Origin of the sequence: Paenibacillus sp. FSL L8-0333, assembly GCF_037965665.1 — a bacterium.
In the GTDB taxonomy this organism is placed as follows: domain Bacteria; phylum Bacillota; class Bacilli; order Paenibacillales; family Paenibacillaceae; genus Paenibacillus_AQ; species Paenibacillus_AQ odorifer.
In genome coordinates this window covers 838,653-861,556 of record NZ_CP150186.1, presented here as the reverse complement: position 1 = coordinate 861,556, position 22,904 = coordinate 838,653, and the positions used below count along the sequence as shown (strand labels likewise).

Here is a 22,904-nt window from a genome sequence, read left to right as displayed (position 1 = left end):
TGTCCTCTCTCCCATCGTTAAAATATGTACATAACCCACTTCGACAGCTATTCTAAATCCCCTTTCTTTCTTGGTAATACAATTATAAAGACAAAAAGATCCGCCTCGAAGAGTTCACTCCTCAAGGCAGATCCATAATCATCTTATAAACGTCCAGCCGCTTTTACTTTTACCAGCAAGGCATTACCCGGCAAGTATGCAATCGGAATATCCTCAGACAATACGATCTGAACGGTATCGCGATCTGCACCGGCTAGAACAGCTTGCTCTATTGCATGGCTGCGGGCATCTTCCTTAGCTTCATCATAAGACATTTCGTCCAGGGAATAAATCCGCTCTGTCTCCCCGCTCACCTCACCTAACGCAGCGCCAATCGCATTTGCAGCATCATAGTGATCCGGTCTTACAATCCGTGATACACCTTCAAGCTTGTCTGCCACAAGAATACTTCCGCCACCGACCAAAATGACGTCAACAGGATCTGAGCTTGTCTTCATCCGATCAATCGCTTCCTCGATATCCCGCGTAATGATCTCATCTGCTCTCTTGCAGATCGATTCATCAAGTGCCTCAGTCTGCGCATCTTTCCACTCGTATCGATTAAGCTTCACCGCCACATCGGTTGCTGTGAGCGTATCACCACCAAAGATGAGACCGCGCTTCAATAGCTCGTACCCCACGCTATCCGGACCCACTGTTACCTGATCCTGCGTTTCATCCAAGCGAACGATTGTACCGCCGCCGATCCCGATCGATAAGATATCCGGCATGCGGAAGTTCGTGCGAATCCCGCCAATCTCAACCGCAGCGGAGGATTGACGCGGGAAGCCTTGCATCAGGACGCCGATATCTGTCGTGGTGCCACCGATATCAACAACAAGTGCATCATTCAGACCTGACAAGTGTGCCGCGCCCCGAATGGAATTCGTCGGACCGCAAGCAATCGTCAGAATCGGGTAACGAAGCGCATATTCACTGTACATCAGTGTTCCATCGTTCTGACAGATGTATAGGCTCGCGTCAATTCCATAAGTGTGAAGCGCCTCTTCGAAGCCCTTTACGACTCCAGCAATGACGTTAAGTAATGCGCCGTTCAGCAACGACGCGTTCTCACGCTCGAGCAATCCAATACTTCCAATCTCATGAGACAACGTCACAGGCATATCTGCGCCAAGTACTTGCTTCGCTAGTTCTTCGACACGTTTCTCCTGCGAGGTATTCACTGGGGAGAACACACCACAGATCGCAACCGCTTCGACTTCACCCTTCATTTTCAAAAAGCAGTCTAGAATCTCTTCTTCATCCATTTCAACAATCGTGCGGCCATCATATTCATATCCACCATGAACAACATAAGCATGTGGGCAAACCGTTGCCTTAAGTGTATCGTCCCAATCCGCAAGTGGAGGAACCGCAGTTGTTGCCGGTGCCCCGATTCGAATCAAGCCGACTTTCCCCAAGTGCTTGCGCTCTACAATAGCATTCGTACAGTGCGTAGTTCCGAGCATTGCATAACGAATCTGCGCCGGATTCACACTACTCTCTGCTAACAAACGACGGATGGATTCAGTAATGCCTTCATTCACATCACTTGTGGTATGCACTTTTATCGTATGAATGGTGTTTAGCTTGGAGTCGAGCAAGGCTGCATCTGTATTTGTCCCGCCGACATCAATCCCAATGCGGTATATTTCTTCCATGTTGTCTACATTCGTATGAGACATTACTCTGCTCCCCCTTTCTCTGCTGCCAATTGTTCAATTGGAACATAAGGTGCGTCATAGCCAAAATATTGTGGACCTACCGTCTCGAGGCCCTTTGGTGAACGCCATTTCGGATCACAAGGGAAACCAACCACACTAACCCGAGCACCGTATTTCAAATTCTCAGTCGTGATTGGCATACCGGTATCCTGGTCAAGCACAGAGATCAGATCAGGAGTAATAGCAATTGAATGTCCATCTTCTGTGGCAAGAAGGAACTCATTCTGGAAGAACAAAGTCATCGTACGTCCCTTTTTAGCATCTGTACCTTCGAAGATCGCTTCACCGCGTGTAAATCCACCTTCTGTACGACGGCGAATGTCTACTGCCTTACCCTGGAACAACGCATATCCATTCAGCTGCTTCAGCAGTATTTCAATTGGATTCTGCTTCAATTCCTTGGACTCAAACAATGTTTTTCCAATTTCATACGCAAGCGTCAAGGTATGTGGAATTGCACTTTGCTTTACCTGCGCTCCAGTTACCGGATAATCACAAATCGAAGCTGATCCGCCCATTTGAATCGTAACCGCACGCGCCATCCGCTCTTCCCAAACACCGTCGATCGCATGCATAAGCACACCATTGCCGCGTTCATCTGCCATCGTAATCGGACTGCAGTCAATACCGTCCAAGTAGAATGTCACCATTTGCGATTCTGGAAAAGCCCGTCCCATGGCATCCGCATCTACGATAGGAATATTGCGTTCCGCAGCCGTAATTACGGGAACCAGAGAGTTACCGCCACCGACCTCAATCGGCATAATGGCGCCCACCTTGCGGCCCAGCTCTTTCTCAATCATATCCAAAGGCTTGATCATTTGCTGAATCGAAGGAATCTTCTCATTCATAACCGTAGGTGCGCCAATCATGGATATAGGAACAACCAATGCATCGTCCTCCAGATCCTCAGGACTTACTAAACGAACAGGACCATATTTGCGAATGGCTTCCATCGCCATCAATTTACCAATATGCGGGTCACCGCCCCCGCCTGTTCCAAGAACGGCTGCACCAACAGCAATGTATTGCACCGCTTGTTCATTTAATTCTGTTAGTTTGTGATTTCTCATGTTGTTATCCCTTCTTTGTCATGATTTTGCCGACAATCCACTGCACGATAAAGGCGAACATAAACGCATCTAATGCCGGTACGCTCGTGATTTGGAACCATCCAAATCCATCTGGCGCTGCGGTTGTCATAAAAGCGAACAACGTAGCTGCAACCCACACCGCTAAGGAGCGAATCACCCAGTTCTTATTGCGATCCAGACCTTCAAAAGTGAATTTCTTTCGATCTACAAACAAAAATTCGGACGTGTAGATCCCCCCGATTGGAGAGACAAACACCGTAATAATATTTAGGAAAGATAAAAACTTATCATAGATGCCAAATACGGCAAGCAACGTAGCAAAGATACCCGCCACAATAGTAATTAGCTTTTTCGGAACCTTTTGGAACACGACAGAGAACCCTAACGAAGCAGAATATAAATTGTTCGTGTTTGTCGTCCATTGGGCAAGGGTTAAGACGATAATGGCTGGAAGCCCAAGTCCTAGCGCAATGAAAATATTCGTCAGATCATCTGTGTCCATAATTCGAGATAGGAAAATAGCTACAATCGTCATGAAGCTGTTACCCACAAAGAAGCCGATAAAGGCCGCGGTTATAGCATGCTTCGGTGTGCGCGCCCAACGAGCGATATCCGGTGAAAGCACCGTGCCGACAATAAATATACCAATAACAAGCGAGATCGCTGTCCCCATCGGGATCGCTGCTCCGCTAATCGGTTCCCACACGGCTGAAGCTCCTTTGGTATGGAACGCGGAATAAATAGCCACTCCGATAAACAAAATAAGCAATGGTACGGACCAGGTGCTTAGTCGTTCAATAGATTGATATCCCCAAATAGCTGTCGACATCATCAAAAGCCCACCTATGAATGAAAGCACCCCTAAGGACAGATGAATATCCCATAATTGACTAAAAGCAGTCTGCATATTCGAAGCGAAGAACCCGACCTGCACCCCAAACCAACCGAGTGAGAAAATACCGAGGATAACTGCTACGACACGTGCACCCACATTTCCGAATAGAAACCGAGAGATCATCGATGTCGATAACCCTGTTTTAGCCCCTACATACGCACATAACGCTCCGATCACCCCTAGGATTAACGAACCGATTATTGTTGCTGTGAGTGAATCCGTCAGATTCATTCCATTGCCAAGCTGAGCACCCAAGAACATCGCTGATAGGTCAATCCCGATGGCGATCCAGACGAGCGACATAGATAGCCATTTTTTACGCAAATGCGCTGGAACCGGCTCTCTCTCAAAATCCCCCGAGCTAAGCTCGTTCCCCTTTACTTCACTTACTTCTGCCATTCTCCCCATCCCCTTGTTGTTATCTTCTTCTGTAGCGCTATGAGGACGCACCTTTCCAATACATTTCAAACGCATGGTTTAGCTTACGCTCATAAATTCCCTTAGAAGTGTAATAGAAATACTGCATGCTTAATCCATCCATCAAGTTGAGAAAAGCATCTGCGAGAAGCTGCACGGATTGATCGCGAATTACGCCCTCTTCCATTCCTTTCGAGATGAATTGTTCAATGATCTTCGTCAGCATCGCGTCGGACTCTAGAAATGCTTCCTCAATCGTTTCCTTTAAGAATGCCGGTGGGAAGACCACATACCTCAGTACAATTTTGCTTGCTTCAGGGCTCTTCTGATAGAACTCATACTGTCTAGACAATATGCCTCGTAGACTTTCCTGCGCACTCAATACTTTCTGCTCTTCCGATAGCTCTTGAATATAAGTGTTATAGGACTGCATAGCCTCACGAAAGACCGTCATAAACAAATCCTCTTTATTCTCAAAAAAGGCATAGATCGCCGGAGTCTTCACGCCAACTTCCTTCGCAATTTCAGAGAGAGCCGTACCCTCGTAACCCTTCTCTCCGAATAGTCGCATCGCTACTTCTTTCAACTTGTTTTTGGTCAAGACATTCCACATCCCTTACTTACTTAATTAACGTTAATTAAAAAACACTATACATCTTTATGCATAATAATTCAATGTTTTTCATAAAAAAAATAGCCCTCAATACATACAAAAAAAGCCGACCACATCAGGATAATCCCTGAATTATGATCAGCTGAACGGTGAGCTGGGTTTACTTTAGAAGCAAAGTTGTTAATGTAATCTTTCATCAAACATGAGTTGAATTTGAATACCAAAGGGATCCTCAATGATACCGTAGGCTTTACTAAACACATTGCTGGATAACGGAGAAATAATTTTCACGCGCTCGTCTGTGATTAAGCTTTTATAAAAACCTTCAATCCCCTCTAAGTCAGCACTTTGAATACATAATGAAGTGTTATTGCCCACTGTATATTTCTCATTCGTATTCATTGTATCTTCTGCTATCATTATTTTTGTTTTTCCGATTAACAGAACAGAGTGAGTAATATAATCCTTATTTTCATCTGTAAGCTGTATGGAGCTGTCACGCTCTGCGAGTTGTTGATAGGTAACACGTAACAATTCCTCTGCATCAAAATGCTTTTTGTAAAATTCTATAGCTTCCTTGGCTCTTCCCTTCATCGATAAGAAAATAGCTACTTCTAGTGTTGTACTCATAGTGTAAGTCTCCTTCGTATATTTGATATCTGGCCTTAAACTTATTATCATATATAAAGGTATCAAAACATGACACCTTTATAAGGAGTTTTATATATGAAAAAATCAGAACGGTTAAATGACATGATGAGGTACTTAAACGGGCGAGAGTTTTTTAATCTAAGTAACCTTATGGAGAAATACAATATTTCAAAAAGCACAGCGCTACGTGATGTTACTTCATTAGAACAATTGGGTATGCCTATTTTCGCGGAACATGGAAGACACGGACGTTATGGTATTCTAAAAAACAGATTGTTATCCCCTATTATTTTCACGATAGATGAAGTCTATGCGCTGTATTTTGCCATGCTGACGTTAGAATCTTATCAATCTACACCCTTTCATCTAAGTGTTAACAAGCTAAACGAAAAGTTCGAGCACTGTCTATCGAGTACACAAATCAACCAGATTCACAAAATGAAAAAGGTCCTGCAATTCGAAATGTATCAGCATAAGCATGTCAGCCGTTTTTTAGATAAAATCCTAGCAAGTATTCTAAATGAGAGTGCCTGTAACATTGAATATACAAAAGAAAACCAAACAAAAAGCTACCCTGTTCAATTCTTTAGGATTTCCGCTAAGTTTGGTCAATGGTATGCCACTGGAATAGAGCTTGCGACGAATACATATAGAGTTTTTAGATGTGATCGAATAACCTTCATTGAAGAAGAGGAAAGCAAGGCTCGTTATTCTATAGAAGAACTTCTTAGTCGTTCATTAGAAATCTATCAGTCTGCGAAAAGTATTGACTTTGAAGTTGAGATTGCGGAACAAGCAAAGGATATTTTTTATAAAGAACATTATCCTTCTATGGAAATAGAGGTGGGTCCGAAAACAGTCATTAAGGGATTCTATAATCCAGGTGAAGAGGATTTCTTGGCTAATTATTTTATCCGATATGGTCATGCTGTTACATCCGTGAAACCTGAAGCCTTAAAACAAATAATCAAAGATAAGTTAGAGCAACTGGTAAATCACTATCAAAAAATATAAAGCTAATCAAAAGGGGTAAAAAACATAGCTTGGAGAACTGCCTTAGCCTTTTTGAGGTTGCGCGTATCCAGTTGGTTAAGCATGTCTACGATTTGACTCATTTCATCGTTTTCCACTGGCTCAAGAGATGCTCCGGTAGTTAATAGTTCTTTTTCAGCAACAGATTCCGAATGAACCCATGACGCTTCCAAAGTATCCTCGAAGGCTTGGATTATAAATAACAATTCATCCGTGTTATATCTCTGTAGAAACCGGTTTATCCCTTTATTCATCTGCTTATGTAGGGCTAAATGCAAATCGAATATTTCTTTCCCTAGAGGTGTTGTAAGAAAAAGCACTTCTTTTTTATTATCGGGGAGAAACTCCGTGCGAATAATCTCCTGTTGTACTAATTTTCTAGTGATTTTGGACACGCTGCCTTTTGGAATTCCGAATTGCTTCGAAATGGTAGTACCATTCACCGGCTCAAGCTGTCCAATCGCATCTATTACATGCAGCATCATGACTGTGGAGTCTTGGAGGAAATCAATGATAAGGGGATTACTGCAGTTCTGAATCAACCATTCCTTCTCTTCGTCATCCTCCGATTGAAATCGCTTTTGTAATTGGGGAATCTTCTCTATTAATTTTTTTATCAAAATATCCTTATTAGGTAAGTTCTCAAAAGAATGCGTCACTGTTACGTCTCCTCGTAAATTCATCTTATGCTCATTTTAACAAGATACAGCTCATAAATAAAGTTTCCTAGAAATAATATTGACAACAAGGAAACTTAAAACGTATTATTGTTTCCATAGTTAATATTTAATTTCTAGGAAACAATAAATTATAAAGAAGGTGTTTATATGAATGTCTTAATTATTTTTGATCATCCCTACGGTGCATCAGCGTCCGAGAATATCCCCCATCAGCGAAGCTATTCCGCAGCTTTATTAGCCTCCGTTATGCGAGGTCTCACCACCAAAGGCCATACGATTGATCTTATCGACCTGCATGCCGATGGATTTGATCCGGTCATGTCACGCGAAGAACTCACTGCTTGGCGACAAAAGAAAACCACCGACCCGCAAGTCGCCAATTATCAGCAGCGTCTTATAGCAGCGGATCATATCGTCTTCATTTTCCCTATATGGTGGGAAGCCATGCCCGCTCTTACCAAAGGTTTTCTTGATAAGGTATTCGCAAAAGGCATTGTCTACGAAGAAACTAAACCTGGGCGGCCCTTCAAATGCTTGCTCCCGAATATTAAAGGAGTGTCCCTGCTGACCGTAATGAACACACCCGACTTCTTTTATCGCTGGATTTTTGGCAACCCCATCACCAAAATTCTATTCAGAGGCACCTTCCGCAAAATGGGAATACGGAAAAACCTCCGTTGGTATAATTATGCCGGGATGTCAGATCGCAGCTTAGAAGAGCGGGTGAAGCATCTTGATAAAACTGAACAACGGTTTGCACGACTGGACTAAACTAGACTAGATCAAATTACTCAAGCGCTGACTGATTCTGAGGCTAGCCTAATATAAAAAACCACGCCAATAACTGGCGTGTTTTAGTTAAATTCATTAAAATTCTTCATACGATGCGGGATCTTGATCAGCTATGCGACCTGTTGGCGAGGTTAATGCGGAAATAACGGTCATCTCAGCTTCCGATAATTCAAAATCAAAAATATTCAGATTATCACGCTGATGCTCTAGAGAAGAAGCCTTTGGAATGGGAATAGCCACAAGCTGTATATGCCAACGTAAGATAACTTGCGATATCGATTTATTATGAACCTTGCCTATTTCCGCTATTTCCTCATTTTCCAGTACACTGCTAGCCCGTCCCAATGGACTCCACGATTCAATCACTATCCCATGCTCTTTGTTCCATGCACGTTGCTCTTCCTGATTAAAATGAGGATGCAGCTCAATCTGATTCATACTCGGCGCTACACCAGTTTCTTGTGTCAAACGCTCAATATGCTCCGGCAAAAAGTTACATACACCGATGGAGCGGATCAAACCTTGCTTACGTGCCTCGACCATCGCCTGCCAGGCTTCAACATATAAATTCACTCTAGGGTTAGGCCAGTGGATGAGATAGAAATCATAATAATCCAATCCGGCTCTGAATAAAGACTCCTGTATGGTGGCTAATGCTTCTTTATAAGAGTGATGGCGACCTGGCAGCTTGGAAGTAATGAGCAGTTCTTCCCTAGGCACAGAAGTTTGCCGAACAGCCTGGCCTACAGCACCTTCGTTCTCATAATTAAACGCAGTGTCGATCAGACGATAGCCAACATCAATCGCCTTAGTGATGTTTTGTGCTCCCTCAGTACCATTTAACGCGTAAGTACCAAAACCAATAGCAGGCACCTTCACTCCATCGTTCAATATGATTTCAGGTATTCTCTCAGTCATCGTCGCACTTCTCCTTTGTTGTCATTTAAGCCCCTGCCGATCCATCTTATAATTATTATAACATCTTCATAGCAAACTCAATCATTGGGTTACCTGAACAACCTCTAGCTTATTGGTATGCCGCTTTCGTGGGCATCCGATTTATTTTTTATAGTAAAATGAATCTACAGCACTGGATTTTCGTAATGTTATGAATTAAAAGTAGAGATAAGAGGTGTACCCAATGAAGGAGCAATATCCAGCTAGGCTTGAATTGTTCGCAGACAACGCTCAGAGGATCAAAAAAGCTTTTCCATGGCAAAATGCAATGGTTAATCGGTTAGCGGCACTATTGTATGCTGTAGAGGACAAAGTTGCAGATGACGAAGCCATTCGTGCTAGCTACGAGCTAATTAAGGAGAGTACCGGGATTTTCTCTCAATTTAGAGGGGCTTCGGTGATCAGCATTGCTGCCCTGCTTTCACTTTCTGACGAAAAGGAAACTCTGCTTGCAAACACATTTGCCGTGTATGATTTAATGAAGGAAGCCAAATTCAGAGCCTCTGATTATCTCGTCGTTGCTGCCTATCAAATCGCTGCTAATGCAACATCGGATCGATATCAGCGTACGGTAGAACGGGCAAAGCTATTTTACGATAGTATGAAAGCAAAACATCGTTTCCTTACCGGACAGGACGATTATATCTTCTCCGCTATGCTTGGTCTTTCCGATATCGATGTTGAGAGTGGCGTGGACCGCATGGAGCAGCTCTATGTAACACTTAAGCCCGAATTTATGTCAGGCAACAGTGTGCAAGCCCTGACCCAGGTATTGGTTCTTGGGGAAGAAGCCCCTCAAGCAGCGGACCGTGTATTGGCATTAAGAGATGCATTTCGTGCACAGGGTATCCGGCTAGACAAGGAATATACCCTCTCCTCGCTGGGCGTGTTATCCCTGCTCCCTTGCAACAAGGAGGACATCGTTACTGATGTCTCGGAGACTTACGAATTTTTGCGTACAAAAAAGGGCTTCGGTAACTGGTCTATTGGCAAGCAGGAATTACTGCTCTTGTCTTCTGCGCTGGTAGCCTTCAGATCTGTGGAGGATGTACAAAACGGCGTATTAACTACGATGCTCTCCACCAACATTACCAATATTGTGATTGCTCAGCAGGCGGCTCTTGCCGGGGCAGCGGCTGCGTCAGCTGCGGCTGCAGCGGCTGCAGCTTCTTCCTCGAATTAGATTGAATCGTGAGGGAAAGACATGGACTCCATAAAAAGCTTCACAACTAGAAATGAAGAATTGTTAAACCGTTTACTGAACATTTGGGAATCATCCGTGCGGCATACTCATCTTTTTCTAACCGAGCCGGATATTGATGCTTTGCGGCCACTGGTCACGCAGGCGCTTGAGGGCATAAGCGATTTGTTTGCTTTTACTGATGATCAAGAGCAGGTGATTGGCTTCTTAGGGGTTCAGAATAATAAGATTGAAATGCTGTTCGTAGAACCTGCTGCAATGGGAAAAGGGGTTGGAAAAGCGCTCCTAGCTTATGTCATGCAGGAACTCGACGTACACCTCGTGGATGTGAATGAGCAAAATCCCCAAGCTTTAGGTTTCTATGAGCATATGGGATTTCAGGTTTTTGAGCGTTCAGCACTCGACGAACAAGGTAATCCTTTTCCTATCCTGCACATGTCGCGTAAGTAGCCTTTTCCTATGTAGGAGACAGTTCGATGCATTTTATTATCGTAAAAAAACAACAGAGCAGCGATTCTCAAACGAGAGAATCGCTGCTCTGTGTTTTAGTTGTCTGCAGTTTAGGTTGGCGAAGCTAGGAGCGGATAGGAGTAGATATGAGGAGCTAGGCGAAGCGGCTTCGAGTATTCGGTTCACCTATAACTAATATCTGCATCTGCATCTGCAACTACTTCTACTTCTACTTCTACTTCTACTTCTACTTCCGCATCTACATCTACCTCTACATTTACTTCTACGCCTATATCCTCATGCACATCACCCAATCAAAGCTCTCTGTTGCTTGCGGACTCAGATGACGCTATTTGCTCATTTATCGCCCTTGAAGCACAGTTTCGGACTCCAGTGTCGCTATTCTATAGAAAGAGCATCATTTCTGGCGTTTTTTATGCCAATAGCTGCTATGGAGTCCGATAACATCCCAAATGGCGGATAATCCGGCGTTTAAGGTCATCTAGGTCCGATAGCGTCGGGCATAGATTCAGATAGCAAACAATATCGTCAGAAATCGTCGGATGGCATCCAATAGCATCCGATAGCGTCAGTTCCTAACCATCCCCAGTTCCTTACGGACTCAGATGACTCTATTTGCTCATTTATAGCCTTTGAGGTATAGTTTCGGACTCCAGTGAAGCTATCCATAGAAAAAGCCGCAGCTATGGCGTTTTTAGATGCTATTCCACCGACTTCAAAGCCTCAATCATATGGATTCGTTTGAGCTTAATATGCATGAACGCCATGACAATACCGGAAAACAACAGTGTTAGGAGCGCCGCATAAATATAACTTGGCCACTTGATGATCGGAGCGAACATCGTCGCATCCAGCTCAGCCGTCTTCAGGACGAAGCTATGCAGCACTATGCCGAGACCCGATCCCGCCACAATACCGAGTAGGCTAAGCAGCATATTTTCGCGGTAAATATACATGGTTACTTCCTTATCGTAGAAGCCCAGTACCTTAATGGTTGACAGCTCCCGGATCCGCTCGGACACATTGATATTGGTCAAATTGTAGAGGACGACAAAAGCCAACGCCGCCGCTGAAACAATGAGCACCAAGGTTACAACGTCCATACTCTTCATAGTCTCATCGAAGGCGGAGCCTACACTGCTGGAAAAGCTGATGGCAGCGACGCCCTCATTAGCCGTCAGCTTTTCACCAAATTTATCTTCCCATGTCTTATCATGTGCGGCGTAGTTCAGCAGTTCTGTGTTGAATAGCGGTTTTTCTCCGAACACAGAAGCATAATACGCCGGTGTCATATAAACATAGTGCATTACATAATTCTCTGTAATCGCTGCGACCTCAATTTCGAACGTCTCATTATCTTTGTCCACCACGGTCAATTTATCGCCAGACTCCAGCCCATACAGCTTAGCCAGTTTTTCTGAGATAATAGCCCCATCATCCGTAAGCATCCGCCCTTCTCCACTCTTTCGATCACGCAACTCCACGAAATCGGATAGAGAGTCAACGGAGGTAGGAACGAACAGATGAACCTCTTGATCATTTACACCACTAGCATGTGCGGTCATCCGTTCTTGCGCCACACTCAGCGTCCCAGTTACTGCAGATTCACCAGTGATTAGTTGGTCGTAGGCTTTTAGCACATCGGTAGATACATCTTCATGCAGTGCCACAAGTGCATCATATTTCATAATCGTGCCGAATTGCGACCCGGCGATGCTGCCAATTGAATCCTTGAGACCAAATCCCGTCAGGATCAGCGCTGTACAGCCAGCCACACCGAATACAGTCATGAACATCCGCTGCTTATAGCGGAATAGATTCCGTGCGGTAACCTTTTGGACAAAGCTCAATCGCTTCCATACAAAAGTGATCCGCTCCAGTAAAATACGCTGGCCACTCTTTGGTGCCTTCGGACGCATCAATACGGAAGCATTGCTGCGTAATTCTACCCGTGAAGCAATCCACGCCGTCAACGTAGTACATATTAACGCTACGATAACGGATATGATCGAATACGAAAGATAGAAATTCTTCGTGATATCCGGCAAGTTATAGATTGCACTATACGCATCGTAGATAATACCCGGAAACAGGGTAAAACCAACCGCAAGACCCGCAATTGAAGCCGCCAGACTGGCAAGCGTACCATAGACCAGGAATTTGGCCATGATGTCGCGGTTAGCATAACCAAGTGCTTTCAGGGTCCCGATCTGCAGGCGATGCTCCTCAACCATCCGTGTCATGGTCGTCAAGCTGACCAGCGCAGCAATCAGGAAAAAGAACACAGGAAACGCACTCGCAATCGCCGACAAGCGATCAGCGTTATCTTTATATTCGGCATATCCCGGATTAGCGCTTCGGTCAGTAACGTAGACCTTAAGCTGCTCCAGCTCTGCAAGCTTTTGCTCCCCTGCCGCCAATTCCTCCTTGGCAGAAGCAAGTCCGGCAGCAATTGCCTTCATGCTTGCAGCCTGTTCCTGCTGCACTTCCTCCGGCTGGCGCTGCAAATCCGCAAGCTGCTGCTCGGCGGCGGCCACCTTTGCGCGGCCACCAGAAAGCTCTTTCTCGCCTTCCGCCCGCAGCTCAGCAAGCCGTGCTTCCGGCACGCCGGACATCGCCTGCTCTACAGCATGGGTATGCTGTTCGATCAGATCTTCATACTCCGGCGAATAAGCCTTCACCCCAGTTGTATCCTTAAATGACAGATAGGCTTCCGTATACACCGGAAGCTTGAAATCTGACTCCGGGATCGCGGCGAACGCATCCGCCGTACCTTTGCCGATCCCACTGGTGCCACGGGTACTTTGCTCAATAAACTGTGGACTTCTAACAAAGCCAACTACGGTATACTCCAGTGTCTCGAAGCTGTTCGACAGCTCTGCATCCGTACCGTTTCCACTGAAAGATACCTTGTCACCCAACGCATATTCTTCCGCTAGCTTATCGTCCAGCACGATTTCACCGGAATGCTCCGGTAGATGGCCTTCAATTATACGGTATTGATTAAGTGGTTTATCCGTGTTGTAAGAATTGACTTTAAGTATTAAGGCATTATCACCCATGAATACATCTGCGCTATAGCTCGGCTGAATCTCATCGATCCCCTGTACATTTCTGAGTAACCCGATGTTGTCTTCAGTCAGGCCGTAGTTAGTCTGCACCTTCAGATCCATCAAGCGCTGCTCTTTGTAAAAGGTTCCAGCTGTATTCAGCATATCTGGCCCAGTGGCCTTGATTCCGGCAAAAAAGCTGACGCCTAACATAATAATTGCAAAAATCGAAATAAACCGGGCTTTGGTATGCCCAATTTCACGAAAAATATCTTTCCACAATGCTCGCTTTTTCATAGATGCCTTCTCCTTACCATTCAATATCGTCAACGGATACCGGCGAAGGATTGATCACCATCTTCCGTACCTTAGCGTTGTTAATCTCTATAACCCTGTCAGCCATCGGGGCGATCGCCAGATTATGTGTAATTACGATAACCGTTGTCCCGGTGTTACGACAAGTATCCTGCAGCAGCTTCAGCACCTGCTTGCCGGTGTTATAATCAAGCGCTCCTGTCGGCTCGTCGCAGAGCAGCAGCTTCGGTTGTTTAGCTAACGCTCTGGCGATAGCGACACGTTGTTGCTCACCACCGGACAGCTGAGCCGGGAAATTATCTAACCGCGCGCCCAGACCCACATCCTCCAGTACCTTACGTGCATCTAGTGCACGCGGGGAAATCTGCGAAGCAAGCTCAACATTTTCCAGTGTGGTCAGATTAGGCACTAGATTATAGAACTGAAATACAAAACCTACGTCATTTCGGCGGTAGCCTGTCAGCTCCTTGGCACTAAACTTGGCGATATCAATGCCATCCACAATGACCTGACCTTCATCGGCGGAATCCATTCCACCCAGAATATTAAGCACCGTAGATTTACCCGCACCACTTGGGCCGACGATCACGGCAAATTCACCTTTTTTTATCTCAAAATCAATCCCGTCATTCGCGACAATTACATTCTCGCCCATCTTGTAACGCTTGTACTCCCCTTTTACAGCAACAAAACTCATTCCTCTTCCTCCTGTCCCTATCCGAACTAAGTCTAATTACTCTACATTGTCTCAGTTTATCATAATTAGAACGCTCAAGCCCGAATGGCAAACCCTCATTACACAAGGTGAAATTCACATCATTAATAAGTTCATTTTTTTGTAACAATAATGTAACAAGGAAATTTTACCGTAAACGATACTTAGTCATTTGATAATGTTATAATCACTTTGTTTTATTTACTCTTTTCAGGCAAGAGTGAAAGAACAAGAACAATCAGAAACAGGTGATCAGATGTTCGAACTGAAATGGCTATGGCAGAACCTAGAGGGAAACCGGACGCGATATATTCTGGCACTCTGCCTTTCGGTGGTGGGCTCAAGTCTTACAATCGTGAATCCGTACATCAGTCAGCGCATTGTCGATACGTTTATAGCTGGTGACAACGCCCTGCAGAATCTTACACAAGAACGGCAATTATTGATTATGCTCTGTCTGGGCATGATCGGATTTTCTCTACTGCGCACAGGTCTCGCATATTTCACGACCATGCAGTACGAGATATCCTCGCAAAATATGATGTACAATGTCCGCATTTATTTGTACAACAAAATTCAGGGACAGGACAGAAAATACTACGATCATAATCGTACCGGCGATCTCATGACCAAGATGACAGGCGATCTGGACATGGTCCGTCACTCTATGGCCTGGATTTTTAAGACGATCATTGAATCGCTAACGATTTTTCTTGCCGCCGTTATCTATTTTTTCACCATAGATGCGGAACTGACGCTGTGGATGCTTATCCTGTCACCGCCCATTTTTATCGTGGCTTACATATTCGCTAAACGCGTCCGTCCTATGTATATTGACCTGCGTGAACGGCTGTCCCAGCTTAACACGACTACACAGGAGAATATCTCAGGCAACCGTGTGGTCAAGGCTTTTGCCCGTGAAGAATTCGAAGTCGAAAAATTCACAGAGAAGAACGTCAACTATTCTACGGCGAACAAAAAGGCTGCCCTTGTATGGCTTGATTATTTTCCTTATCTGGAATCCTTCGCTCAGGGCTTCAACGTAATACTTATGTTGGTTGGTGGTTTGTTCCTTATGAACGGCCGGATCACCTTCGGTGAGTTTATGGCCTTCTCTTCGCTTATTTGGGCTATATCGAACCCTATGCGCAACATCGGTATCATTATCAACGATATTCAGCGCTTTTTTGCGAGCTTGTCCAAAATTGTAGATATCTATTATGCCCGGCCAAATATTGTTAACGAGCATACTGTCACTGACAAACGCCGTTATGAAGGCCGTATTGAATTCGATCATGTCCGCTTCAAATATGATAGCGCTATCGTACTGGACGATATTAGCTTTACCGTTGAACCCGGTGAAACTGTAGCAATCATGGGCGCGACAGGATCAGGCAAAACAACAATCATCAACCTCATCCCTCGCTTCTACGATGTAGCTGAAGGGCGCGTACTCGTAGACGGTGTTGATGTTCGGCAGTTGGAGCTTGATGAACTTCGTGGAAATATCGGCATGGCGACCCAAGATGTACTCTTGTTCTCTGATACCATTGATGGAAACATCGCCTATGGCGATCCTGATCTTCCGGAAGAAGATGCAATGGGTTATGCAGAGCTCGCAGCCGCACACGACTTCATTACCAAAATGCCTGAAGGTTATGATACCGTTGTCGGGGAACGCGGAGTCGGACTATCGGGGGGGCAAAAGCAGCGTATTGCCTTAGCGCGTGCTTTGGCGGTACACCGTCCTATCCTGATTCTCGATGATACGACCTCTGCGGTCGACCTTGAGACGGAGGAGCATATCCAAAAAAGTCTGCGTGAACTGGACTATCCTTGTACGAAAATTATTATTGCGCAGCGTGTATCTACTACCTCGCAAGCGGACCGTATTCTCATTCTTGATGGCGGGAAGCTAGTTGAGGAAGGGACTCACACTGAACTGCTGGCGAAACGTGGTTACTATTACGAAGTGTTTAAACTGCAGAACGAGGGTATTGGAAGGCAGGTGACCGCAAGTGGCAAGGAATAAATTTGACGTCGATGAAAATCTTGAATCGCCGTTTAATATAAAACACTTCCGGCGTGCGATGGTATATATCAAACGAAAGAAAACGCCAATGATTGTTGCGTTCGTGCTCAGTGCACTTTCAGCAGCCATTTCACTGTCGGCTCCGCTGATCATGCAACATGTCATCGACGTGACCATTCCGGCAAAAGAGAAGCTTGCACTGCTGGGTTGGGCTGCACTGATGCTTGTGACCATCGTGGTCAGTGTTTATCTGGCTACGATACGCTCGCGCATCATGACGAGTGTTGGGCAGGATATTATTTTTGACATCCGAACGGATTTGTTTAAGCATCTGCAAGAATTGCCTTTCAAATATTATGACGACCGCCCACAGGGCAAGATCCTTATCCGGGTCGTAAACTACGTCAACGCCGTTTCAGATGTGCTGTCCAACGGGATTATCAACTTTATTCTAGAAATCGTGAATTTGCTCTTTATCGCAGCCTTCATGTTCGCTGTCGATGTACGACTCTCATTTGTCATCCTTGCCGGACTGCCAGTCTTCCTTGGCATCATGCTGCTGATCAAAACCCGGCAACGCCGGGCATGGCAAGCAGTGTCCAACAAAAGCTCCAACCTAAATGCCTATCTGCAAGAGAGCATCAGCGGTATTGGTGTGACGCAAATGTTCTCCCGGGAACAACGTAACGAAGGAATCTTCACACGTCTCGCAGGTAATTTCCGTAAAGAATGGATGAAGGCTCAACGTTACAACTTACTTATTCCGTTCTCTGTAGACAACTTGTCTACGATTGTTACATCATTAATTTTCCTTGTAGGCCTACTAACTCTGAGTCCTCAAGACATGACCCTCGGTGTCATTCTGGCGATGAGCAGCTACGCTGCCCGCTTCTGGCAGCCGATTCTGAGTCTTTCGAACCTGTACAATAACTTCATCAACGCCGTTGCCTATCTTGAGCGTATCTTCGAAACGCTGGATGAACCGGTTACCGTCAGTGATATTCCGGATGCAAAAATACTGCCATCTGTCCAGGGCCATGTCACCTTCGACGATGTAACTTTCGCCTATGACCCGGGGCTTAATATTCTGGAGAATATCTCCTTCAAGGTCAAAGCGGGAGAAAGCATCGCGCTGGTAGGACCCACAGGTGCGGGCAAAACAACCGTCGTCAATCTGATCTCACGCTTTTATAACATTTCCAGTGGTCAGATTCTGATCGACGGCCAGGATATCTCGCAGGTGACGTTAAAATCTCTTCGCAGCCAGATGGGGATTATGTTACAGGATAGCTTCATCTTCTCCGGTACTATTCTGGACAATATTCGGTACGGCCGACTGGATGCGACCGAAGAAGAAGTAATCGCCGCTGCAAAGGCCGTTTGCGCCGACGAATTCATCCGTGAATTCGATCAAGGCTACATGACAGAGGTCAATGAACGTGGCTCCAAGCTGTCTCAAGGACAGCGGCAGCTCATTTCGTTCGCAAGAACACTTTTAGCAGATCCGCGCATTCTCATCTTGGATGAAGCCACTTCTTCCATTGATGCGAAGACTGAGCGCTTATTGCAAAAAGGGCTGAATGAACTGCTTAAGGGACGCACCTCGTTCATTATCGCGCATCGCCTCTCCACCGTAAAAAACTGCGATCGTATTATGTACGTATCTAACAAAGGCATCGCGGAAAGCGGCTCACATGATGAGCTTATCGCACAGCGGGGCCTTTATTACCGCCTCTACACAGCACAGAAGATGGAAGCTTAATTGAAGAAATACCAAAAGAGCTCAGGCCGATTTGCAGCCTGAGCTCTTTTGGTATTTTATATTTTCAAAAAAATATCAAAAACTAATCTATCGCCGTCCGAATATTTAGCGCAAGTGAGCGAACTGCAAGGTTCGTGTGATTTCTGTACAACCGCAGACGCTCTCCAGGCTCTGGACTCCACAATAGAGCACTTCCGGCAACTTCAAGCAGCGAAAGTCCAATATACTGAGATTCGTAACGGCTCTCAGACTCTAGAACATCTACAATTTCCAATAAAGTTTCCGGACTCCAGTATCCCGTGCTCTCTTCTAAATTATACGCGACCTGCTTATAAACATCGCTTAATAGCTGGGGCTGATTTGAAATAGTGGTAACGATCCGATTCAGATAATTGGCGGATTCCTCCACGTTATTCCAGTCTATTGCTGCTATATACAATTTCATCACAGCTTGCTGTAAGGTCTCATCAGATGCCAGACAGTCAATCAGATCCGTATACAAAGGGATAAGGTGCATCCGGGTGATTTTTGGCAAAGCTATCAGCTGGTTGACTAATTTCAGTAGACGTTGCCGATGAGGCAAATCTCTTTTGGCAGTAGCGTTCCATTCATCACTTATCGCTGCACTAACCAGTCTCTGACATACACCAACTACTACCTCATTGATCTTACCATCGCGACAGGTTTCTACCAGCGTATTCATAGCAGTTTCCCATCTAGTGCTGTCTTCCAAATCCGTAATAGACTGAGCGGTGGCAGCTGCAACTATCCCTTCATTTCCATTTGTCCACCGCATCATAGAAATGAAAGCATATCTGCCAATATACGCATCCTGGTGCCTTGCAATTTCAAGGATTAATCCTAGATAACGTGGTCTAAAGTCTAGCGGAAGAGCATTAGGCTGTTGAGATAATAAACTTCCTGCGATGTCACTTTCTGATGAAGAAGCCATTGTACTTAACATATCCCAAGCGCGTTCATCATCTAAAAGCTGTTTCGCAGCATGCCTATGGCTATGATTACATCCTTGTGTGCATTGGGTTTCTGGAACTCGTTCATCAATAGCGGAAGACTGTCATCGCTCCTATAAGCGCCCAGTAAGCGAACGGCTTCTTTTCTGACAGTGATCTTCAGCTTATCCCGATTCAGCAGCTCTTTCAGCATGGTAACCAGTAACACCGGATTCACCCTGCGGATGCATCTGGGTATCGAGTACATGGCTACACGGGCCCGGTCCCCATCCAGATTCTCCAGCAGAACGGGAAGTGCCTTCTCTGGTTCTTCCATAAGTGAAAAGGCATGAAGTGCAGCTTCTACTACAGTTACTTCCTTATCCTGCATAAGCCCAAGTAACCTATCCGAACCGAGATCAGGCATGCTTGCCATGATCTTAATAACGCTTGCACGCTCCCAAAGATTACGTTTGGCATCGTATGCAATTTTTTCTAATAAGGCACTTAAAGCTTGTTGCTGACGTGGCAGCCATCTGTGGAATCCCTCCGCGGCCGGCACAAGATAGATAGTTTTGCCTGATAGGAACTTGCCCTTAATGACAGCTCCTGAAATAAAAGGATCGAGCCATTCCTGTCGCTTCAGATGCAGATGCTGGAACACTTCATGGATCGTAATATACGATTTATCTAAAGCTAATAATTCCTTAACTCTGGCATCACGCGTTGTATGAGGCGCAAGCCAGTATCTGGCCGCTTGTATGGCTGTAGAATCTGCCTTTGCCCTCGTTGCTTCCTTTAACAGATTCTGAAGTTTTATGATGCCGTAACCTCTTTTACCGAATGAGCTAGCTAGGCCTAACACCAGATTGTAGTCTTCTCTTTTGTTGGCCTGTACAGCTAATGTATAAATTTCGTCGAAGATAATCTCTTCTACTCCCCTGGGTAAATTCTTCTCCAATGATGGAAGGGAAAGCTGCCCATTCTGCTTGGCCAATTTCTGAATCGTCTTTAAAGAAAACTTAAACAGCTCACCATTAGGATGTAATGCGTTATGCCGGAGAATAGCAACCGCCAGTTGTTGAACGGAAAATTTTGTACCATATGAAGTATCTCTGGCCTCTATAACACTATCAACAAGCAAAGTAAGCTCTTGTACATGGGTATCCGTGAACACAGACGCAGGACTTTCCGATAGCTCTTTAAACACAGCGCCCCGGACAGGATCCTGATCATTTTTAATCCGGCCCAGGTACACCAAAGTTTCATTCATGCCCTGTCTCGACAGAACGGTACTTCTGATCAGCTGCATAAGCGCCGTGGCACGTTCGTCTGCACTGGATACCTGTGTTGCTTGTTCAAGTCCCGCTCTTGAATGAAGAATAGAACGGCAAGCTGTAAATCTGATTGTTCTCTCCCGGTCATCATTGATTTCACGAAGGCCAAGCATCCGGGTGGCTTCCTTGTCACGCAAGGCATGTGGTAATACATACAGTAATCTTTCCGGAAAAATGCGTTCATTGCGTTTATCTTCTTCATACACAGCATCGAAAATGACCTTGCGCTTAGAGGGTGCAATATTATGAAGCAGCTTTGCTATGTGCATAGGGTGATCTGCGAGTAGTTTCGCTATCTCAATCCATTGATCAATGGATAAATATTTTTTCCTTTTAAGAACAGCTTCAGGAACACCATAAGAAATCAGATCGCTCCGCGACTCCGTTCGTGTTAACAGCTGATATACCTTATTAGGATTTTGGCGTACAAGCGTGCCAAGCTGTTCTTTTAAAGCAGGATGTATGATGTCCATGGGTCCATGATTCAGCGCACACTCCAGCACCAAATCTGCCTTCAGATTGCATAGGATCTCCAGAGCTGATGAGAATCTCCACCAGACATAGCCTTTTTCCCTGAGTGGTGTGCTTTCCAGTGTTGTTGCAAAGTATTCCGCCACTACGTCAAGATGCCGGCTGGATAATTTCTTCCAGTCTTTTATGGCATACCCGATATCAGCTAGCCATTTACTTACCGTTGCCGAATAACAGGCCTGCAATATAATCGCGGCTTCCTCTGCTCCCCACCGGGCATACACTATAGGCAATAAGCGTTCCGCTAATTCCTGACGGTTAATCTGTGAAATACTGTGCAGCAGCTTGCGGCGGCAATCATGGGATAAATGGGGGAGCTCACGTTCAATATCAGCATCCGAAGCCACCCTTGCCAAAAGACCCGCAGCCGTATTTCTGATACTTGCCTTGGGATGCCGCAGTGCTGATAGAATAATAGCAGCATCTTGTGTTGCAATGGCGCCGATTAAGGCAAGTCGCGCTTCATAAACGCCATCCTCCAGCAAAGAGGCTAGTAATTGGGAGTACTGGACAGATCCGAGATGATCACGGCCTAAGATTGCTACTTTTTTGATTCTGTCGGAATAGCCTAGCGAATCCAATTCTTTAAGTAAGCTCTGTTTATCCAATGGATCTCTTTTGAAAATCATAAGTCCTCCTCGTTAACCTGTTCTTATTCCACCCGAACTTTATTCTCTATACCCTAATCTATCCCCTTTAAAAAAACTAGAATTCAGCATCTGGTTTCGTTGACCAAAAAATAAAGGTAACCCTGAAGTCGGTTATTCAACCTCCTTCAGGATTACCTTCATGTACTGCTTGCTCTAGTCATTCTTTTTCTGAATAAACACATACGTACTCTCATCCGACAGCTCATCAGCAAAGCTGAAATCAAATCCGTCGAAGCCTTTGATATCCTCCACACAGCTGATTTGCCGCTCAGCCATGAAGCGTACCATTTCACCTCTGGCCATCTTGACCAGGGTCGCTCTCTCTACTACCTTACCGCCGATCTCCTGCCCGAATACACAACTAACCATGCGAACATTCCCGCCAATGTAAGGGGAGATGCACTTGCTGTATTCCTTAGAGGCCAGATTCAGAATGATGTCAGTCTCCGACAATAGCTGATCTGCCAGCTTCCTGTTCCAGAACTCGTAGATAGACTTGAAACCAGGTCCGCTAAGCTTAGCCTGCATCTCCAGCCTGTACGGAACAACGCCGTCAAATGGCCGGACGATTCCATAGAATCCGGACAATATCCGTAAATGCTGCTGAAGATATTCCAGCTCCTCCATTTGAAGTACCCCGGGTGCCATGTACTGGTACTGGATACCCTCATAAGAAAAAATAGCCGGTGTAAGATTCCGTGTTACATCCATATCCCGAATCCGTTCCACATTCAGCGTGGCGATGGCATCATTGCATTTCCATAACGATTTGGCTTCTTCATAATTCAACTTTTGTAATAAGGCCAGAAGAGTCTGCGACTCGCTTATGAATTGCGGCATCTGGCGGCAATCCAAGAAATCCGTATCCATCTTCATCTTCTTGGCAGGCGATATAATGATTCTCATGGTGCTCCCTTTTCTTACCCCCGCGGGGAATTTAAATGTAACCTTATCCTATCACACTTAATCTTCGTAGGCTTGGGGCAAGTTCATGAA

At 45.3% G+C, this 22,904-nt stretch carries 19 protein-coding genes; 6 read left to right on the top strand and 13 right to left on the bottom strand.

From position 1 onward, the window contains the following. Positions 1-143 precede the first annotated feature (143 nt). The 5 genes from NYE72_RS03765 to NYE72_RS03745 form a co-directional block, all read right to left on the bottom strand. Positions 144-1,724, bottom strand: coding sequence for a hydantoinase/oxoprolinase family protein (locus NYE72_RS03765; protein WP_038568758.1), 1,581 nt, complete (start codon positions 1,722-1,724; stop codon positions 144-146). Continuing rightward, positions 1,724-2,836, bottom strand: a complete 1,113-nt coding sequence (locus tag NYE72_RS03760) for a DUF917 domain-containing protein (protein ID WP_339211345.1) — start codon at positions 2,834-2,836, stop codon at positions 1,724-1,726. Before NYE72_RS03760 ends, NYE72_RS03765 begins: the two co-directional genes overlap by 1 nt. Before the next feature lie 4 nt (positions 2,837-2,840). Further along, the gene (locus tag NYE72_RS03755) at positions 2,841-4,151 is read right to left on the bottom strand and encodes a cytosine permease (protein ID WP_076146256.1); all 1,311 of its coding nucleotides are present in this window, start codon (positions 4,149-4,151) and stop codon (positions 2,841-2,843) included. 37 nt (positions 4,152-4,188) lie between these two features. Then, on the bottom strand, positions 4,189-4,770 hold the full coding sequence (locus tag NYE72_RS03750) for a TetR/AcrR family transcriptional regulator (protein ID WP_038568754.1): 582 nt from the start codon (positions 4,768-4,770) through the stop codon (positions 4,189-4,191). A gap of 192 nt (positions 4,771-4,962) precedes the next feature. Then, entirely contained in the window at positions 4,963-5,412 is a 450-nt protein-coding gene (locus tag NYE72_RS03745; protein ID WP_076105333.1) for a VOC family protein, read from the bottom strand. Between the two features lie 96 nt (positions 5,413-5,508). Between NYE72_RS03745 and NYE72_RS03740 the strand changes: the two genes are divergently transcribed. Further along, positions 5,509-6,447, top strand: coding sequence for a YafY family protein (locus NYE72_RS03740; RefSeq protein ID WP_036684860.1), 939 nt, complete (start codon positions 5,509-5,511; stop codon positions 6,445-6,447). Positions 6,448-6,449: 2 nt separating this feature from the next. Here NYE72_RS03740 and NYE72_RS03735 read toward each other — a convergent pair whose 3' ends face one another. Next, positions 6,450-7,124, bottom strand: a complete 675-nt coding sequence (locus NYE72_RS03735) for a winged helix DNA-binding protein (protein WP_339211341.1) — start codon at positions 7,122-7,124, stop codon at positions 6,450-6,452. A 168-nt stretch (positions 7,125-7,292) separates the two neighbouring features. Here NYE72_RS03735 and NYE72_RS03730 point away from each other — a divergent pair, with 168 nt between their 5' ends. After that, positions 7,293-7,916 carry an NAD(P)H-dependent oxidoreductase gene (locus NYE72_RS03730; protein WP_094903015.1) on the top strand — a complete coding sequence of 208 codons (624 nt, stop codon included), beginning with the start codon at positions 7,293-7,295 and terminating at the stop codon, positions 7,914-7,916. A 96-nt stretch (positions 7,917-8,012) separates the two neighbouring features. Here NYE72_RS03730 and NYE72_RS03725 read toward each other — a convergent pair whose 3' ends face one another. Next, complete coding sequence (locus NYE72_RS03725) at positions 8,013-8,855, bottom strand: aldo/keto reductase (RefSeq protein ID WP_339211339.1); 843 nt, start codon at positions 8,853-8,855, stop codon at positions 8,013-8,015. Positions 8,856-9,078: 223 nt separating this feature from the next. On the opposite strand from NYE72_RS03725, the gene NYE72_RS03720 reads away from it, so the two are divergent. Continuing rightward, positions 9,079-10,077: a DUF4003 family protein gene (locus tag NYE72_RS03720; RefSeq protein WP_339211337.1), complete on the top strand. Its 999-nt coding sequence runs from the start codon at positions 9,079-9,081 to the stop codon at positions 10,075-10,077. A gap of 21 nt (positions 10,078-10,098) precedes the next feature. Then, the gene (locus NYE72_RS03715) at positions 10,099-10,545 is read left to right on the top strand and encodes a GNAT family N-acetyltransferase (RefSeq protein WP_076214961.1); all 447 of its coding nucleotides are present in this window, start codon (positions 10,099-10,101) and stop codon (positions 10,543-10,545) included. 182 nt (positions 10,546-10,727) lie between these two features. On the opposite strand, the gene NYE72_RS03710 is transcribed toward NYE72_RS03715, so the two are convergent. The 3 genes from NYE72_RS03710 to NYE72_RS03700 all read right to left on the bottom strand — a co-directional run bounded on the left by NYE72_RS03710 (position 10,728) and on the right by NYE72_RS03700 (position 14,628). After that, positions 10,728-10,859 carry a hypothetical protein gene (locus NYE72_RS03710; RefSeq protein ID WP_339211335.1) on the bottom strand — a complete coding sequence of 44 codons (132 nt, stop codon included), beginning with the start codon at positions 10,857-10,859 and terminating at the stop codon, positions 10,728-10,730. A 408-nt stretch (positions 10,860-11,267) separates the two neighbouring features. Beyond that, positions 11,268-13,913, bottom strand: coding sequence for an ABC transporter permease (locus NYE72_RS03705; protein WP_076142575.1), 2,646 nt, complete (start codon positions 13,911-13,913; stop codon positions 11,268-11,270). Between the two features lie 13 nt (positions 13,914-13,926). Beyond that, on the bottom strand, positions 13,927-14,628 hold the full coding sequence (locus tag NYE72_RS03700; RefSeq protein WP_036684849.1) for an ABC transporter ATP-binding protein: 702 nt from the start codon (positions 14,626-14,628) through the stop codon (positions 13,927-13,929). 274 nt (positions 14,629-14,902) lie between these two features. Between NYE72_RS03700 and NYE72_RS03695 the strand changes: the two genes are divergently transcribed. Further along, positions 14,903-16,678, top strand: coding sequence for an ABC transporter ATP-binding protein (locus NYE72_RS03695; protein WP_076098706.1), 1,776 nt, complete (start codon positions 14,903-14,905; stop codon positions 16,676-16,678). Continuing rightward, positions 16,665-18,440: an ABC transporter ATP-binding protein gene (locus tag NYE72_RS03690; protein WP_076142576.1), complete on the top strand. Its 1,776-nt coding sequence runs from the start codon at positions 16,665-16,667 to the stop codon at positions 18,438-18,440. The genes NYE72_RS03695 and NYE72_RS03690 overlap by 14 nt, the downstream gene beginning before the upstream one ends. A gap of 82 nt (positions 18,441-18,522) precedes the next feature. On the opposite strand, the gene NYE72_RS03685 is transcribed toward NYE72_RS03690, so the two are convergent. The 3 genes from NYE72_RS03685 to yaaA all read right to left on the bottom strand — a co-directional run bounded on the left by NYE72_RS03685 (position 18,523) and on the right by yaaA (position 22,814). After that, positions 18,523-19,392, bottom strand: a complete 870-nt coding sequence (locus tag NYE72_RS03685; protein WP_339211334.1) for a hypothetical protein — start codon at positions 19,390-19,392, stop codon at positions 18,523-18,525. Between the two features lie 32 nt (positions 19,393-19,424). After that, positions 19,425-21,887, bottom strand: coding sequence for a HEAT repeat domain-containing protein (locus tag NYE72_RS03680; protein ID WP_339211333.1), 2,463 nt, complete (start codon positions 21,885-21,887; stop codon positions 19,425-19,427). A 174-nt stretch (positions 21,888-22,061) separates the two neighbouring features. After that, a complete protein-coding gene (yaaA, locus tag NYE72_RS03675) occupies positions 22,062-22,814 on the bottom strand; it encodes a peroxide stress protein YaaA (protein WP_076272138.1) in 753 nt (250 codons plus the stop codon). Positions 22,815-22,904: the final 90 nt, after the last annotated feature.

What these genes read in the sequence shown, in the direction of transcription:
- yaaA (WP_076272138.1), bottom strand. Translation starts at nt 22,814, where the DNA reads ATGAGAATCATTATATCGCCTGCCAAGAAGATGAAGATGGATACGGAT.
- NYE72_RS03695 (WP_076098706.1), top strand. Translation starts at nt 14,903, where the DNA reads ATGTTCGAACTGAAATGGCTATGGCAGAACCTAGAGGGAAACCGGACG.
- NYE72_RS03715 (WP_076214961.1), top strand. Translation starts at nt 10,099, where the DNA reads ATGGACTCCATAAAAAGCTTCACAACTAGAAATGAAGAATTGTTAAAC.
- NYE72_RS03705 (WP_076142575.1), bottom strand. Translation starts at nt 13,913, where the DNA reads ATGAAAAAGCGAGCATTGTGGAAAGATATTTTTCGTGAAATTGGGCAT.
- NYE72_RS03755 (WP_076146256.1), bottom strand. Translation starts at nt 4,151, where the DNA reads ATGGCAGAAGTAAGTGAAGTAAAGGGGAACGAGCTTAGCTCGGGGGAT.
- NYE72_RS03685 (WP_339211334.1), bottom strand. Translation starts at nt 19,392, where the DNA reads ATGGCTTCTTCATCAGAAAGTGACATCGCAGGAAGTTTATTATCTCAA.
- NYE72_RS03765 (WP_038568758.1), bottom strand. Translation starts at nt 1,724, where the DNA reads ATGTCTCATACGAATGTAGACAACATGGAAGAAATATACCGCATTGGG.
- NYE72_RS03680 (WP_339211333.1), bottom strand. Translation starts at nt 21,887, where the DNA reads ATGATTTTCAAAAGAGATCCATTGGATAAACAGAGCTTACTTAAAGAA.
- NYE72_RS03760 (WP_339211345.1), bottom strand. Translation starts at nt 2,836, where the DNA reads ATGAGAAATCACAAACTAACAGAATTAAATGAACAAGCGGTGCAATAC.
- NYE72_RS03740 (WP_036684860.1), top strand. Translation starts at nt 5,509, where the DNA reads ATGAAAAAATCAGAACGGTTAAATGACATGATGAGGTACTTAAACGGG.
- NYE72_RS03745 (WP_076105333.1), bottom strand. Translation starts at nt 5,412, where the DNA reads ATGAGTACAACACTAGAAGTAGCTATTTTCTTATCGATGAAGGGAAGA.
- NYE72_RS03730 (WP_094903015.1), top strand. Translation starts at nt 7,293, where the DNA reads ATGAATGTCTTAATTATTTTTGATCATCCCTACGGTGCATCAGCGTCC.
- NYE72_RS03720 (WP_339211337.1), top strand. Translation starts at nt 9,079, where the DNA reads ATGAAGGAGCAATATCCAGCTAGGCTTGAATTGTTCGCAGACAACGCT.
- NYE72_RS03725 (WP_339211339.1), bottom strand. Translation starts at nt 8,855, where the DNA reads ATGACTGAGAGAATACCTGAAATCATATTGAACGATGGAGTGAAGGTG.
- NYE72_RS03700 (WP_036684849.1), bottom strand. Translation starts at nt 14,628, where the DNA reads ATGAGTTTTGTTGCTGTAAAAGGGGAGTACAAGCGTTACAAGATGGGC.